We start from the raw sequence: 16,232 nt of genomic DNA on the forward strand, positions 1-16,232 counted from the left end.
GGGACTGCGTAGATTTCCGTGTTTGACCTGGGTGTGGTCCGTTGGACAGGACGTTGATCCTGTCCAGAAAGGACCACGTCATGGCAGACAAGAAGAACGCTGCTCCACTTCCCCGGCCGACGGCGGCGGAGGTGGAGTTCGCCCAGCAGTTGGTGGAGCGGGGTCTCGTTGGTCGGGCCGGGTGGGCTCCTCGCGGGGATCACCCGGACCGTTCTTGAGTCAGCGCTCGGTGCGGAGTTGGATGCGCACCTCGACGAGGCCGGTGTCGACGAGGCCACCGGCCGGCGGGCCAACATCCGTAACGGGCACGGTGCGAAGACGGTGCAGACCGAGGTCGGCCCGGTGCGGATCCAGGTCCCGCGGGACCGGGCCGGCTCGTTCACCCCGCGGACCGTCCCGAAGCACGCCCGGCGGTTGGACGGGTTCAACGAGGCGATCCTGTCGCTGTACGCGAAAGGGTTGACGACCGGGGAGATCGCCGCGCATCTGGCGGACGTGTACGACGCCGACGTGTCCCGAGAGTTGATCAGCCGGGTCACCGACAGCGTGGTGGACGAGATGGAAGCGTGGCGGCAGCGGCCTCTGGACCGGATCTATCCGGTCGTGTTCATCGACGCACTGGTGATGAAGATTCGGCAGGGGCAGGTCGCGAACCGGCCCGTCTACGTCGTGGTCGGTATCAGTCTCGACAGGGAACGCGACGTCCTCGGCATGTGGGCCGGCACCGGCGGTGAGGGCGCCAAACAATGGGCCGGCTACCTCACCGAGCTGCGTAACCGCGGTGTCGAGGACGTGTTCATGGTCTGCTCCGACGGATTGAAGGGCATGACCGACGCGATCGAGCAGGTGTGGCCGCAGGCGGTGCACCAGCAGTGCGTCGTCCACCTCGTGCGGGCCTCCCTGCGCTATACGAATCGCAAGGACTGGCAGAAGATCACCCCCGTGTTGCGGGACATCTACACCGCCCCCACCGTCGCCGCGGCGGAGGCCCGCTTCGAGGCCTTCGCCGCGCAGTTCGGTGACCAGTACCCCGCCGTGATCCGGCTCTGGCGCACCTCCTGGCCGCAGTTCGTGCCGTTCCTCGACTACGACCACGAGGTCCGCAAAGTCCTCTACACCACCAACATCATCGAGAGCCTCAACGCCCGGTTCCGGCAGGCCGCCCGACGGCGCGGGCACTTCCCGACCGAGCAGGCCGCGATGAAGGTCCTCTACCTCGTCGTCCAGCAGAAACGCCGGGGCGGCGGGAGCATCACCGGCCGGGTCTACGGTTGGGCCAAGGCCCTCAACGCCCTGATCCTCGCCTACGGCGACCGGATCACCATCTAACAACCCCGATCACACCACAGGCCCAAACACGGAAATCGACACACTCCCTTGCTCTGGTGGTCGGATCTGAGGTTATGGCTGGGTGTCGGGGAGTTCACGGAGGGTGCGAATGGGTGAGGCGATGAGGATGACGGTGCTCAGGATTCCGAGGGCGGCGGCGAGGGAAATGGTGTTTCCCAGGCCGAGCCAGGTGCCCAGGCCTCCTGCGACGAGTGCCGCGAGTGGTCGGGCGCCGGAGATGAGGGCCATGCTGGCTCCGGTGATCCGGGCGAGCATGTGCTCGGGTGTGATGGCTTGCTGGAGGGATGTTCCGGTGATGTCCAGCAGCATGAGGCCCATGCCAGAGAGGAATTCGGCGGCCGCGATAATCGCGGCCGCGATCCACTGGTTGGAGTCCGGCGCGGCCGGGATGAGCAGCAGAACGCCAGGGTAGACGATTGACCCGAGGATCAGCGCCGGTCCGATGCCGATTCGTCGGGAGACTCGGGCGGTGAGGACGGAACCGACGAGGGCACCTACGGCTCCTGCGCCGATCGCCAGGCCGATCATCACGGGCGATAGGCGCAGCTCCCGCGCTGCGAAGAGCAACAGCACGGTGGAGTACATCGTGTAGCAGAAGTTCAAGGCGGTGGTGGACAGAACCCGCGGCCGTAGCACGGGATGGGTCAGGAGGTAGCTCAGTCCGGCGATGACGCGCACCTTGGCACGGTTATGGTCACGGGCTGGCTCGGCCGGGCGAATACTGCCGAGCAGCAGCGCCGAGCCGAGGAAGGAGATGGCATCCAGGACGAGCGCGATGGGTGCGGACGCGGCCTGCACGATGAACCCGCCGATGCCGGGTCCGGCGACCCAGGAGAACGAGAAACTTCCGCGTAACAGGGAGTTGCCTTCGACGAACTGGGTGCGCGGCATCAGGACCGGGAACAGGCTGGACGCGCTCACGTTGAACAGCACTCCCAGGCTGCCGGTGAGGAACGCGACGGCGTACAGATGAACCATGGTCAGCCCGGTCATCCAGAAGGCCGCCGGGACACTGAGTAGTAGTAGTGCCCGAAATAGGTCCGCAGCGACGAGGACGCGCTTCCGATCTTCGACTCGGTCGACCAACGCCCCGGCGTGCACTCCCAGCAGCAGGTACGGCAGGGACGCGGCCGCCGCCAGGTACCCAAGCTGAGCCGGCGACGCGCCCAGAATCAAGATCGCCATCAGCGGCAGAGCGACCATGGTGACCTGGTCGCCCAGGTAGGAGACGGTCTGGGCCGTCCAGAAACGGGCGAAAGTGCGCTGGCGCAGCAGGGGCGGCGTTCGGTTGACCAGTTGGGGGGCGAGCATATTGTTTAGTATAGGTAAACTTGTGTCCGATCAAGCCCCGGTAGCCTGACGGTGTGACACACGCAACCGACGGCCCGGCCCCCATTCCGGATCAGGCGTTGGGGGAACGTCTGCGTGCAGCTCGCCGCACAAAAGGGATGACACTGGAGGAGGTGGCACAGGCAGCCGACCTCACCAAGGGGTTCTTGTCGCAGCTGGAGCGCGGCTTGAGCAAGGCCTCCGTCGCCTCCCTGCGGCGCATCTGCGCAGCGATAGACATACCCGTGAGCGCCGTGTTGGAGGCACCCCGACCAGGGCCAGTCGCGATCGACGACGCCCAAGAGTTGTCCTTCGGCGGCACCGGCGCCCTGGACCGCCTGCTAACCCCGCCCGACTTCCCCGGGTTCCAGGTGCTGCACGCCACTGTCGAACCCGGCGGGTACAGCCCGCGCGGCGGGCGTAGCGACCCGAACGGCAGCCACTTCGTGCTCGTCCTCGACGGGACTTTCGAACTCATCGTCAACGATCAGCTGTACTGCTTGTCGCCAGGTCAGTCCATAACGTTCACCGGTACCGACCGCTACTCCTGGCGCAACCCCAGCGAAGACATCTCAACCCGCCTGGTCTGGGTCCTATCCCCGCCCGAAATCTGATCTCCACCTCAGACGCGGCCAGCTGCCCGACCGCGCTGTCATCGGCAGTTGACGATACGGCGCCCGGCCGCTTCATGATCGTTCCGGGTCTCCTATTGTCGAACGCCGCTTGGGCGTAGCGCAGTGGCGTGGTCAGCGTTGCATCTTCATGGGACAGAACGGTGCGGGTGCCGAAAATCCCGTCCGTGCTGGTCAAGCGGCTTTCTCGTATTCGTGTAGGAGTCCGCCGAGCCGGTCGTGCCGATGGACGTGCAGACGTGTCAGCGCTGCGGGATCGGTGATCGGTTCGGGCAGCGGATGTAGGGGTCGGGCGTTCGCGATGCCGCGGTGAGGACGATGCTGGTTGTGGTGCCGTTCGTACTCGCGCAGGGCGTGCAACAGGTGCGACTGGTCCCAGATCAGTGTCCGGTCGAGCAGTTCATGGCGGCAGGACTGGATCCACCTCTCCATGATCGAGTTCATGCGCGGCGTCCGTACCCCGCTGAGCACGACCGCGATCCCCGCGTCGGCGAGGATCGGGTCGAACAGGGCCGGGTATTTTCCGTCCCGATCCCGGATCAGGTACCTCACTCGGGATCCGGCGTCCTCAAGGTCCATCACCAGGTTCCGGGCCTGTACCGTTCGGAAATTCGGCCGCATGGCGCTGACGTGCGACTTTGTCCGCCGTGGGATCGATGAGTGGCGGCATGCTGCTGGTCATGATTCTGTCGTTCGGTTACCTGATTCTTCGTCAGGCACTGCGGTTGGTCATCCTGTTGGCTCGTGGTGGGCACGCCAACGCGGTTGAGGTGCTCGTGTTGCGGCACCAGGTCGTTGTGCTGCGTCGGCAGGTACGCCGACTGGATCTGGAACCGGCCGACCGGGCGGTGCTGGCCGGGCTGTCGAGGCTGCTGCCGCTGGCGCGGTGGTCGGCGTTCTTCGTCACCCCGGCCACGTTGTTGCGCTGGCACCGCAGCCTGATCGCGCGGCGGTGGACCTACTCGGGGCGTCGGCCGGGTCGCCCACCGGTCACGGCCGAGGTGCGCCAGTTGGTGCTGCGGATGGCCCAGGACAACCCGACCTGGGGATGTCGGCGCATTTAGGGCGAGTTGGCCGGCCTGGGCTACCGACTCGCGGCCAGCACGATCTGGGCGATCCTGACCAGGGCCGGTGCCGGCCCGGCACCACGACGGGCGGGACCGACCTGGACCGAGTTCCTCACCGCGCAGGTCAAAGGCGTCCTGGCCTGCGACTTCCTGCACGTCGACACCATCGGCCTGACCCGCATCTATCTACTGTTCCTGATGGAGGTCGCCACCCGGCGGGTACACCTGCTGGGCGCCACCACGAATCCGACCGGTGAGTGGGTGGCGCAGCAGGCCCGCAACCTGATGCTGGACCTGGGCGAGCGGACCAACCGGTTCCGGTTCCTGATCCGGGACCGGGACGCCAAGTACACCACGATGTTCGACACCGTGTTCCGGGCCGAGGGCATCAAGGTGCTCCGGACCCCACCGCAGGCGCCCAGGGCGAACGCGTTCGCGGAACGCTGGGTACGCACGGCACGGCGAGAATGCCTGGACCGAATCCTGATCTACAACACCCGACACCTGCTCGCCGTGCTCGGCGAATACCTGGCGCACTATAACGGGCATCGGCCGCATCAGGGACGTGGACAACGTCCACCTGACCGTGACACGGTCCCAGCGCTGGTGACCGATCTGGGTGCTGTCCGAGTACGGCGCAGGAGGGTGGTCCACGGGTTGATCAACGAGTATGAGCAGGCCGCGTAGCTGGAACCGAGTTCTCGAACGGCACAGGCTCGTCATACAACCCGTCAACCCGATGGACCACGAACCGCGACCGCCACGTACCGACCGTCGGCAACGACACACCGACCAGTCGTGACACCTCGCTGTTCGACAAACCCCGGGCACAGGCCAGGATGATCCTCGCCCGCATCGCGAGGCCTGCGCCGTCGTACGCCGACGCGTCAACGCCTCCAACGCGTCCCGCTCGGCGTCCGTCAACTCCAGCAGGGCCAACTTCGGCCCGCGACCATCACCCATACCAGAACTAACAGGAAACTACGGACTCAGGACACTAGGGCGCCGGCAGGCACCACGCTGGCGTTGTCGGCGGGGGACGGATGTGTGATCGACGGTTTCGGTAGCGGCTGACACCGCCCGGCACGATCGGGTGCTCGGACAGCGGATCCGCCAGCGTTAACCAGCCAGAAATCGAAACATACCGCGATTGCCCCGTACTGGGCGGTATCGTGCTGTTCGTACTCTTAATCTGCGGGTTCGGGGTTCGAGTCCCTGGCGGCGCACCACTCCTGAGCAGGCTGTATAGCCATAGCGCTATGCGGCTTTGATCTTTGTTGGGACGGGATCCGGGGCCTGCGAGCGCGCACCCAGATCGGGGCGCCCCGACGACGTGGGGACGCCCCGATCTCCGGTCGGTCAGCTTGCCGGACCGATCAGCCTCCACGGCTCATGGTCGGCGTCAGGTCCGGTGCCCGGGATATTGCCCTGGGTCCACCACTTGGCCTGCCACACGCTGCCGCCGTACTTCACCGTGATCTCCTCCACCGGCTGCGTCGCCGGGTCGTAGATCTTGTTGGTGTCCCAGGTCGGTGCGGGGCAGCCGCCCGCGGGTGGGGGCGTCAGAGACGCCCCGCGGTTGTGTTCCGAGTGGAGCGCGAACCGCTCGGTGCCCACCCGCAGCGTGGTGTTCACCGGTCCGGTGGCGGGCAGGTAGTAGATGATCGGGATGTCGATGCTCCGCCCCGGCGGGATGATCTGGCAGTAGTCGAGCGTGACGCCGACCCGGTGGAAGTCGCCGCTGAGCCCATCGCCGGCGTTCGGGCCGGTGTGCCCGGCCTCCACCCGCCACTTGCCGCCCTGCGCCCCGGTCTGCCAGTTGGCATCCTTGATCAGGGGTGGCGTGGAGGTGGGAAGGTCGAAGCGCAGTTCGACGTCCTTGCCGCCGCCGATCGTGACGTCGGTGTTGTTGGTGACCCGGACCGTGGGCTGCATCGGCCACAGGTCCGTAACCGTGGACCCGTACTCCACCAACTCGACCGTGACGTCGATCGCTGCCGACGGCATCGTCACCGAGCTGCCCGTGTTGCGGCTGGCGCCGTACGGACCCGCCTCCCCCATCCGTTCGTGCAGCTTGGTGGTCATCGTGTAGCCCATGCGGCACGGATTCAGGCCGGTCACGCTCTCCGGGCATTCGTAGTCGCCGCCCAGCTCCCACATCATCACGCCACCGGCGCCCTTGTCGATCACATAGTCGGCTACCGCGTCGAGACCCTGCTCGTCCATGGTCGACAGGAACACGTCCTTGTGGTCGTTCCACAGCCAGGACGTCTTGGTGGTGTCGTCCCAGTGCCGCGCGTACTGTCCCTGGATCTCGTCGGACGGGTCGCGCTCCGGAGTCAGGCCCACATTGTCCGCGTACCTGGGCATGACGTTGTTCTCCAGGTTCTTGGCGTGCCACATGGGACTGACGCCGGCACCCAGCTCCTCACCGTCGGCGGTCTTGTCGTGCCAGATGTTGTCGATGCCGACGGCGCCGTTGCCGCACGGCCGGACCTGGCCGGTGCCGGGTGGGCAGTCGGTCCCCGTCGAGATCCCCCACAGCCCGGACTCGCCACCGTCGACACTGCGCCAGCCCCTGGTGTAGTACGGGATTCCGATGTTGATCCGGCCCGCCTGCATCGCGCCACGTAGATAGTGGAACGCCCAGTCGGTGTTGAAGTAGCCGATGCCGTCGTACTCCGGCGTTTCGTAGAGTTCCTCCAGTTCCACGTCGTTGCCGTCGTCGTAGAGCGGGGCGTTGGGTCCGACCACGTCGTTCCACGTGCCGTGGAAGTCGTATGACATCAGGTTGGTGAAGTCCTGGTACCGCAGCGCCTGCTGGTTGGCCATGCCGCGCACCAGGTAGCCCGACGCCGACGACGCCGATGTCAACAGGTAGTACTTGTTGTCCTCGGTCGCGGCCTGGTCCAGCTTCTCCCGCAGCGTCTTCATCAGCGCGGTGTAGCTGTCGGGCAGTCCCGGCCGCCGGGACCGCGCCAGGTCCCAGTCGTCGGGGTTGCCGGTGTCATCCAGCATGGTCGGGTACTCGTAGTCGATGTCCACCCCGTCGAAGTCGTAGGTGCGCAGGAAGTCCACCACGGAGCCGGCGAAGGTCTTGATGCCGTCCTCGTTGACACCGCCGTCGGCGTCGGTGGTCATCGTGTAGAAGCCGCCTGAGGCGGCCCAGCCGCCTACCGAGATCAGCGTCTTGACCCTCGGGTGCAGCTTCTTGTACTTGGTCAGCAGGTTGAAGTGCCCCTGGTAGTCCGGTTCGGGATCCATCTCCGCGCCCGCTACGCCGGGCCAGGTCTGTTCGACGGCCGGGTTGGGGTTGTCCTCGTCACCGGTGTCGCCTATGGATATCTCGTTGTCCTGGACGTGGGCGAAGGCGTAGTTGATGTGCGTCACCTTCGACCATGGAATGTTCTTGACCAGGTAGTGCGGGGTGCCGTCCGAGCCGGTGCGGCCCCCGTTGAAGTAGCCGATCACGCGGCGGGGCCGGCCCTCGCCGAGCCACTCCCGGCCCTCGGAGTCGTAGACCAGGCAGTACGGGGTGTCCAAGTCCGCCGTGGGCGGCATGCCGTCCGGTCGGCAGGTGTGATGGGCGCCGGTGGGCGGCTTGGCGCCGCCGTCGTCGCCACCGGGGTGCCTCTCCGTCGGGTCGCCCGCCCCGCCGTTGGCGGCCGGATCGGGGGAGGCCGGGTCCTCCGGGTCGGGCGGGGTCACCCCGTTGTACTCGTTCCAGGTGTACTCCAGGTCGGCCGAGTCGGGCTTGCCAGGCCAGTTGAAGTAGTTGTGCACCAGCTCACCCGGGTTGGTGGCCAGGTACCCCTTGCCCGGGCCGTCGTTGGCGTCGTCCAACGCCCACGGCGCGCTGGCGCTGTCGGTATGGCAGACGTCGAACACCGTGCCGGAGCCGCACCTGGCGCCGTTCGGGTTGTCGCCGTCGTCGCCGGCGAAGTTGGTCACCGTGGCGAACAACGTCGTCAGGTTGCGGTTGGCCCACATGCCGCCGGGGGCGAAGATGTCGGTCAGGGCGTACCGCACGTCCCGGTCGTCGGGCCCCTCGGGCACCTCGGCGGTGGAGCCGGGGTAGTAGAGAATCCCGTCACCGTTGTCGTACTCCGCCCGCAGTTCGTTGGAGGGCGTGTAATCGGGACCCATGGCCCACGCGGCGTGACTGCCGGTCTGCTGGCCCGTCCATGGGCGCTGATGACCGTCGTCGTGCGGGCTGCTCATCAACCCGATCGAATCCTCGACGGTTTCGTCCCCGCTGGTGAAGTCACTGCCTTCGGGCACCCAGGAGTGGAAGTCGCTGTGCGACACGGTGATGACGGCCTTGAGCGTGCCGTGCGGGGTGTCGTCGTTGGCCACCACCATCAGGGCGGCTTCGGTGTCGTTCTCGTGCTCGCTGACGTCCTCGAGGGAGTCGTCGAGCGAGCCGTCAGCCCAGTCGCGCGGGTGGAAGAACACGTACAGCAGGTAGGAGAAGGTCCGCGTCTGGACCACCGAGTAGTACATGTAGGCCCGCAACGGGTGCTCGCTGGCGTTCTCCCAGTTGTTGCGGCCGTTGAGGTCGCCGTCGAAGTCGTACGACGTGAGGTAGTCGGATTCGCCGCCGAACGACGTGTCGCCGCTGGTGTCGACGTCCTGGAAGTGCACCGGCGCCCACCACTGGGCGAGTTCGGCGCGCTGCGCCGCGGTGGACGGAATCGGGTTGGCCGCGGCGGGACTGGGCGCGGCGACGGCTCCGGACACAGCCAGCAGGGCAAGGACGAGCCCCACGATCAGAGATCGTGGAAGTCCCCGTCCGGCGACGGGCGGGGCGTTGCGGTTGATATTGATCGCCATGGTGACAGCGTCCCCGGCCTGGCGGCGGGGGACATCAGGCAAGAGACGTCGCTTTATCCATTTGCATTTGTCGATGCGTAGACTTCCCGCGCGATCTCCACCCGGCTGTGCAGCTCCAGCTTGGCCAGTACGCGGGAAACGTGCGTCTGCACCGTACGCCGGGACAGGAACAGGGTCGACGCGATGTCCGGCGTGGACCGGCCCTCGGCGATCAGCAGGGCGACGCGGCGCTCAGTGTCGGTCAACGCCGTCCAGCCGGTGGCGGCGCGTGGCGTCCGGGCGCCGGGGACGCCACGGCGCACGCCCCGCCGCCGCAGCCGGGCGTCGGTGCGGCGGATGTCGCAGGTCGCGCCGAATCCGGCGTACAACTCGACCGCCTCGTTCAGCGCGGCGCGGCACGCGGCGGTCTCCCGACCGGCGAGCACCACCGCGAGATCCTCCAGCGCGCCCGCCAGATCCACGGCGGGACCAACCGCGCGGTAGTGGGCCACCGCCGCCCGCAGCGGGGCCGGATCGTCGCCGAACAGTCCCTCGCAGCGCAGCCGGGCGGCCTCGGCCCGCCACGGCTCGGCCTCCCTGGCGGCCTCGCGCCGGCTCGCCTCCACCGCGCCGCTGGCCGCGTCGCGGTCACCGGCGGCCAGCGAGACCCGCACCAGGTCCGGCAGCCACTGGTGGATCAGCGTCATCTCACCCGGCCGCCGGTCCAGGATCTCGCCGAACGTGGACACCGCGAGCTGGAGCGCGCCGTCCCGCTCGGCGGCCAACGCCCGAGCGGCCTGCAGGAAATCCCGGTTCTCGCGGTCGGCGGGGGTCTCCACCGGCAACGCCGAACCGGCCGCGAAATGCTCCGCCGCGCCCGCCCGGTCTTCGCGCCGGACCGCCAGCAGCGCGGCCACGCCGTGCCGCAGCATCGTCGGCCCCCGCTCGCGCAGCCCGGCGTAGGTGATTCCAGGCCCATCCTCGTCGACCGAGCTCAGCTCCGCGATCGCGTCGTCCCACCGTCCCGTCCAGTACAGCAGGACCGCGGCGGTCACCCCGGTCGCCGCACCCACCGCGTTGCCCGGCGCCCGAGCCACCTGGCTGGCCTGCCGCACTGCCGCCTCGGCGTCGGCCCACCGGCACAGGTTCTGCAGCGTGAAGACCCGCGCGTGCAGCGCGAACATCCGAACATCGGCGTGGTCAGGTTCGTCGCCGAGCACCCGCAGCGCCCGGTCCACCAGATCCAGCGCGGACCGATGCCGCCGCCGGACCGATTCGGTCATCCACAGGTCGGTCAGCGCGTACCCCATGGCGTACGCGTCGCCGGACAGCTCAGCCTCGCGCAGCGCCTCGGCCGCCTTGGCGTCGGCCGTCACCAGGTCGCCCCGGCTGGCGCGCACAGCCATCGCCGCCGACGCCAGCAGCCGGGGACGCCACGAGCCCAGCTTGCCCGGCTGCGCGAAGGCATCCTCCCGCAGCGCGTCGAGGGCCTCGTCGGTGTGGCCGCCACAGACCAGCGCGCGGGTGAGGACCCAGTACATCTCGCCCCGCTCCTCCGGCTCGGTCAGCACCGCTATCGCCCGCCGGGCGTGCGACGCGGCCTCCTCGTGACGGCCCATCCCGAGCAGGATCCTGGCCAGCGCGGTCAGCACCGGCGCCTGGTCGGCAGCGGCCGCCGACAGTCGGCCGAGCTCCCGCCGCAGCAGCGCCGCCGCGACATCGGGGGCGCGCGCGGCCACCGCGGGCGCCGCCGCCAGCAACCAGCCGCGGACCCACCGGTCGCCCAGCTGATCGGCGGCGAGCAACTGCTGCGCCACCGTCAGCGGGTCACCGCCGGCGTCAGCGAGCACGCGCGCGGCGTCCAGATGCAGAGCCGCGCGTACGGGCACCGGGATGCGTTCGTACAGCGCCTGCCGGATCAGCGGATGGCGGAACGCCATTCTCGAACCCGACCGCACCAGGATCCCGGCCGCGACCGCGTCGCCCAGGCCGTTGGACAGCATCCGCACCGGCCTCCGCACGAGCGTGGCCAGCTCGGTCACGGAGAACTCATGACCGAGCATCGCGGCGGTGTCGAGGGCCTGAACCGCCACGTCGGGCACGAAACTCAACCGGCCACTCAGCGCGTCGGCCAGCGACACCGGCACCCGGTCGGCCTGGTCGTCGGGCAGATCGGCGACGCCGTCGCGTACCCGGATCATCCGCTCCCGCAGTAGCGCTTCGACCAGCTCCCGCAGGTGCAGCGGGTTGCCCATCGCGGCGGCCACCCAGCGGGCGAGGTTGGGGCCTGGCCGCCCCCCGGCCAGCATGTCCACCAGCGTGGCCGTGTCGGCGTCAGTCAGTGGTTCGAGGGCGATCAGGGTCTGGTCGCGCAGGCTGAACACGGTCCGGACGTTGACCACCTCGGGCCGGCGCAGGATCGGACCGCACACCCCCACCAGCATCAACGGCGTCTGCTCCACGGCCAGGCAGAGGCGCTGCCACACCGTCACCGACGCCGGGTCCGCCCACTGCAGATCGTCGATCACCAGTACGGTGGGCGCCGCCGTACACAGCTCGTCCACCAACGCGACCAGCATCTCGGCCGCCGTGGCGTACGCGACGTCGAAGTCGCGGAAGAGCCCCGGGCCCCGCCCGAGCAGGAACTCCGCGATCTCGGCGCGCCGCCGGTCGGGTGAGCGCACCCGGACGCCCAGGCAGCTCAGCATGACCCCGAGCGGCGAACGCTGCGACAACTGGTCCGCCGTACCCCACAACACCTCGCAACCCAGGGCACGTGCCGCGGCGATCCCAGCCTCGACGAGTGCGGACTTGCCGACGCCTGGCTCGCCCTCGACCCAGAACGCCGAACCCCGCCCGAGCGCCAGCTCCTCGGCGGCGGCGGCCAGCAATCCGAGCTCCTGGTCGCGCCCCACCAGGCGGTCTGGACTTGTCACCCACACCCCCGCACAGCATCCGTCTCAGCGATCCGAACCGGCACGGACCATCTGAGAACCCAGCAGATCGGCCGCGTGGTCGAGGTCCACAGCGGCCACCGGCGAGACTTCGGTGGCCAGCGCCGCCGGGTCGAACGGACGCATGGTCAGGCAATCAGGCCGGCGGGCACGCAGCCCGTGTCCGGCCATGTCAACCGCCAGCGCCGGGCGGCCATTCGGCACGAGATAGGCGACGACCTCGTTCCAGCACCAGGCCCCATGCCAGGATCCGGGCAGGAAAGGATCGGCGTAAAACCGGGAGACATGGCCACTCCGTTGATATGAGGGTCGGTCACAAGAGTTTGTCCTGGGTGAACGGGACATCCCGGAGGCGGAGGCCGGTGGCGTGGTAGATCGCGTTGCCGATCGCCGCGGGCACCCCTGTTCCGGGTGTCTCACCAAAGCCGCGTGCGCCAAGTGAGGGTTTGTGGTTGTCGTCCGCGCGATCGACGAACAGGGCTTCCACCGACGGGACATCGGCGCAGACCGGGACCAGATAGGCGGACAGGTTGGGGTTGACGACCCGGGCCGTGTGAGGATCCACCATCGTGTGCTCCATCAGCGCGAAGCCCAGGCCCCAGGTCACGCCGCCGATCACCTGTCCGCGCGCGGTCCGGCGGTTGAGCACCCGCCCTACGTCGTAGACGGCCACGACGCGGCTCACCCGCAACGCGCCGACCCGTGGCCGTATCCGGACCTCCACGAACACTGCTCCAGACGTGTGTCCGGGTACGTTCCGCCTTTCGCCCTGCACCTCGAGCACGCTGCCACGGCGACGCATGACGCCACGGAAGGTGTCACGGCGACGGCGGTCGCCTCGGGCGTACAGCCGACCGTCCTCCACGACGACGTCCTCGGCCGGCACGCCATACAGATCGGAATGGGGGTCGGCGACAGCGCGACGTACCACGGTGTCTCTCGCGGTCCTCGCCGCCTGATCCACCGGACCGACCACGCTCGGCATCGTGGACGAACCCGCCGAGATCGACGCACGGGGAAACTCGGTGTCGCCGAGCAGCGTCGTGACGTGGCCGAGCGGTACGCCGAGCCCATCGGCAGCGACCTGAGTCAGCACGGTGTAGGTGCCGGTGCCGATCTCCTGGCTCGCGGTCCGCAGGGTCGCCCGCCCGTCCAGCCCGACGGTGAGCGAGGCGAAGGACTCGATCGAGTTGAAGCTGTGGAACTCGGTGGCCATGCCCCAGCCCACGTACTCGTCGCCAACCCTCATGGACCCCGGCCGGGGATCGCGCCGCTCCCAGCCGAACGCCTTGGTCCCCATCCGGTAGCACTCCAGCAGGTGGTCGCTCGGGTCGATCGTGGTGTGGTTGCGTACCCGCACCTCCACGGGGTCGATGCCGACCTCGTAGCTGAGCTCGTCCAAGGCGGTCTCAAGAGCGAAGTGAGCAGTCGTCTCGGGTGAGCGCATGTAGCTGGACGTGTGCAGATCCAGCTTGACGCCCATCTGCCGAACGTGCACGTTCGGGCAGGTGTAAAGTTTGATCGTAGAATCGCTGAAGTTGTAGACCCCGTTCTCGGTACGGCTCAGCTGCTGCGTCGAGGTGTCGACGATCGCGGTCAGCACGCCCTGCCGGGTCGCGCCCACCTGCAGCCGGCGCCTGAACTCGGAACGGTGGCCGTTCGAGGTGTACATCTGCGCCCGGGACAGCACCAGCTTTACCGGCCGTCCGACGAGCCTCGCCACCTCCGCGGTGAGCAGAGTGTGGGGATAGACGGGCCCCTTGGCGCCGAAGCCTCCGCCGAGGTAGGGCGAGACCACCCGGACCTTGGTCAGATCGGTGATGTTGAACGCCTGAGACACGATCATGCGGGTGAAGACGACGCCCTGTGCGCTCTCGTAGAGAGTCAGCTCGTCGTCCTTCCAAACGGCGGTGGTGGTATGGGGCTCGATCGGATTGTGATGCTGCATCGGGCTGCTGTAGGACCGCTCGATCCGGACCGGTGCCTGCCCGAAAGCTGCCTCGGCGTCACCGCAGACGTACTCGTTCTCCCTTTCACGGAACGCGGGCGGCAGGAACGCTTCGTCCATCGCGTCTGCCAGCCGTACGACGGCCTCCTCGGCGCGGTAGCGCACGCGCACGAGGTTGGCGGCCTCCTGTGCCTGCTCCAGGGTTTCGGCCACCACGTAGGCGACCGGCTGCCCGTTGTGGTGGATACGGGTATCCTGCATCGGCACGAAGCCCTTGGTGTACGGGAATGCCGGCATCGTGAACCTCCGCATGTCGCGGTGGGTGTAGACCGCCACGACTCCGGGGTGGGCCAGCGCCGCACGGGTGTCGATCTCGAGGATCTCTCCCCGGGCGATCGTGCTCATCACCATGAAACCGTGCAGCGCGTCGGTCAACTCGTTGTCCGCGGCGTACCGGGCCGCGCCGGTGACCTTCACCCGGCCGTCCACCCGCTCCACACCCTGACCGACCAGCTCGGTCATCGCATGCCTCCGAGATCGCCGAGGACGCTCGCCAGCGCCCGCTGAACGAGTTGGACCTTGAACCTGTTGTCCTCGTACGGCGTGGCCTCCCGGACGAGGGCCCGGCCCGCGTTGTCGATCGCCGCCTCCGTGAGCGGACGGCCTCGTAGCGAGGCCTCGACGCGCGGGTCCCGCCACGGACGTGTGCCTATCCCGCCGAACGCCAGTCGCACGTCCTGCACGACACCGCCTCTCAACTGGAGCGCGGCCGCCACGGACACCACAGCGAACTCGAAGGTCGCCCGGTCGCGCAGTTTCAGGTAGCGCGAGTGGGTGGCCAGGGACGTGCGTGGAACGTCCACCCCGGTGATGAGGTCTCCGCTGCGTATCACCGTCTCCTTCGCCGGGGTCGACCGGGGTAGGAGGTAGAAGTCGGACATGGGGACGGCCCGGGCTCCGTCAGGGCCGAGCAGACGCACCCATGCGTCCAGCGCCGTCAGCGCCACCGCCAGGTCGGAGGGATGCGTAGCGATACAGTGGTCACTGCAACCGAGAATCGCATGCCCGCGGTTGTTCCCGTTGATCGCCGGGCAGCCACTGCCGGGAGCGCGCTTGTTGCACGGTGAGGCCGGGTCACGGAAGTACCCGCACCTGGTGCGTTGCAACAGGTTCCCACCGATCGTGGCCATGTTGCGTACCTGTGGGGAAGCCGAGGCCAGCAGCGCCTCCGACAACACCGGGAACGCTCCCCTCAGCCCGGAGTGCTCGGCGACCTCCCGCATCCGGGTCAGGCCACCAACGCGCAGCCACCGGGAGTCGAGAGCGATCCGGTTGATGTTCAGGTGGCTCAGATCCACCAAGTGGTCGTGAACCTCCGCTCCGTCCCGCATGAGATTGAGCAGATCGGTTCCGCCGGCGATGAACGTCGAGTTCGGTGTCCTGGCGGCGATCCGTACCGCGTCGGCCGGATCTTTCGCGACTGTGTACCCGAACGCCCTCACCGCCCGATCTCCTCTGCCGCGTCGGCTACAGCCGCGACGATGTTCTGGTAAGCCGCGCACCGGCACAGGTTTCCGCTCATCCACTCTCGGATCTCGGCCTCGGAGCTCGTGTGACCTTCGTCGATACAGGCCACGGCGGACATGATCTGACCGGGCGTGCACGCGCCGCACTGAAACGCGTCATGACGGATGAACGCCTCCTGTACAGGGTGCAGGTCATTGCCTCGCGCCAGTCCTTCCACGGTGGTGACCTCGGCGTCCTGCGTCATGACCGCCAGGGTCAGGCAGGACTTGATTCGCTCACCGTTCAACAGCACCGTGCACGCGCCGCACTCGCCCCGGTCGCAGCCCTTTTTCGTGCCGGTCATGTGGAGGCGTTCACGCAGCGCGTCCAGCAGGGTCACCCTCGGCTCCACTGTGACCGCATGGCGCTGCCCGTTGACCGACAGGGTGATCTCGGCCGCCGCGCCGGCGGCGACGGTGTACGCCCGGGCGGCCGTGGCGTGCGAGGGTCCGGCGACAGCCGGACTTGCGACGGGTCCTACTGTTGCCCCCGCCATACCCGCTGCGGCCGCCGTAACGGACATGAGAAACGTGCGGCGGCTGAGGTCCCCGTTATCGGGGTCGACTTCCCCGTC

At 68.2% G+C, this 16,232-nt stretch carries 12 protein-coding genes; 4 read left to right on the forward strand and 8 right to left on the reverse strand.

Features of this window, described 5'->3' with window-relative positions:
- Positions 1–168 precede the first annotated feature (168 nt).
- Complete coding sequence (locus V1633_RS36240) at positions 169–1,329, forward strand: IS256 family transposase (RefSeq protein WP_407952133.1); 1,161 nt, start codon at positions 169–171, stop codon at positions 1,327–1,329.
- Positions 1,330–1,401: 72 nt separating this feature from the next.
- Here V1633_RS36240 and V1633_RS36245 read toward each other — a convergent pair whose 3' ends face one another.
- Complete coding sequence (locus V1633_RS36245) at positions 1,402–2,661, reverse strand: MFS transporter (RefSeq protein ID WP_331218710.1); 1,260 nt, start codon at positions 2,659–2,661, stop codon at positions 1,402–1,404.
- A 53-nt stretch (positions 2,662–2,714) separates the two neighbouring features.
- On the opposite strand from V1633_RS36245, the gene V1633_RS36250 reads away from it, so the two are divergent.
- The gene (locus tag V1633_RS36250; protein WP_331218711.1) at positions 2,715–3,293 is read left to right on the forward strand and encodes a helix-turn-helix domain-containing protein; all 579 of its coding nucleotides are present in this window, start codon (positions 2,715–2,717) and stop codon (positions 3,291–3,293) included.
- A 192-nt stretch (positions 3,294–3,485) separates the two neighbouring features.
- Here V1633_RS36250 and V1633_RS36255 read toward each other — a convergent pair whose 3' ends face one another.
- Entirely contained in the window at positions 3,486–3,863 is a 378-nt protein-coding gene (locus V1633_RS36255) for an integrase core domain-containing protein (protein WP_331218712.1), read from the reverse strand.
- 128 nt (positions 3,864–3,991) lie between these two features.
- Between V1633_RS36255 and V1633_RS36260 the strand changes: the two genes are divergently transcribed.
- A complete protein-coding gene (locus tag V1633_RS36260) occupies positions 3,992–4,375 on the forward strand; it encodes a hypothetical protein (RefSeq protein WP_331218713.1) in 384 nt (127 codons plus the stop codon).
- Positions 4,376–4,381: 6 nt separating this feature from the next.
- Complete coding sequence (locus tag V1633_RS36265; RefSeq protein ID WP_331218714.1) at positions 4,382–5,065, forward strand: integrase core domain-containing protein; 684 nt, start codon at positions 4,382–4,384, stop codon at positions 5,063–5,065.
- Here V1633_RS36265 and V1633_RS37125 read toward each other — a convergent pair.
- From V1633_RS37125 to V1633_RS36290, 6 genes are all read right to left on the reverse strand, one after another.
- Entirely contained in the window at positions 5,040–5,234 is a 195-nt protein-coding gene (locus V1633_RS37125) for a helix-turn-helix domain-containing protein (RefSeq protein ID WP_407952167.1), read from the reverse strand. The genes V1633_RS36265 and V1633_RS37125 overlap by 26 nt on opposite strands.
- Positions 5,235–5,737: 503 nt before the next feature.
- Positions 5,738–9,145, reverse strand: coding sequence for a glycosyl hydrolase family 18 protein (locus V1633_RS36270; RefSeq protein WP_331218715.1), 3,408 nt, complete (start codon positions 9,143–9,145; stop codon positions 5,738–5,740).
- Positions 9,146–9,264: 119 nt separating this feature from the next.
- Positions 9,265–12,126 (reverse strand): ATP-binding protein, encoded by a 2,862-nt coding sequence (locus V1633_RS36275; protein ID WP_331218716.1) that lies wholly within the window; start codon positions 12,124–12,126, stop codon positions 9,265–9,267.
- 331 nt (positions 12,127–12,457) lie between these two features.
- Positions 12,458–14,614: a xanthine dehydrogenase family protein molybdopterin-binding subunit gene (locus tag V1633_RS36280; protein ID WP_331218717.1), complete on the reverse strand. Its 2,157-nt coding sequence runs from the start codon at positions 14,612–14,614 to the stop codon at positions 12,458–12,460.
- The gene (locus V1633_RS36285) at positions 14,611–15,594 is read right to left on the reverse strand and encodes an FAD binding domain-containing protein (RefSeq protein WP_331218718.1); all 984 of its coding nucleotides are present in this window, start codon (positions 15,592–15,594) and stop codon (positions 14,611–14,613) included. The genes V1633_RS36280 and V1633_RS36285 overlap by 4 nt, the downstream gene beginning before the upstream one ends.
- A complete protein-coding gene (locus V1633_RS36290; RefSeq protein ID WP_331218754.1) occupies positions 15,591–16,049 on the reverse strand; it encodes a (2Fe-2S)-binding protein in 459 nt (152 codons plus the stop codon). Before V1633_RS36290 ends, V1633_RS36285 begins: the two co-directional genes overlap by 4 nt.
- Positions 16,050–16,232 lie beyond the last annotated feature (183 nt).

Source organism: Plantactinospora sonchi (assembly GCF_036422035.1).
Lineage (GTDB): Bacteria > Actinomycetota > Actinomycetes > Mycobacteriales > Micromonosporaceae > Plantactinospora > Plantactinospora sonchi.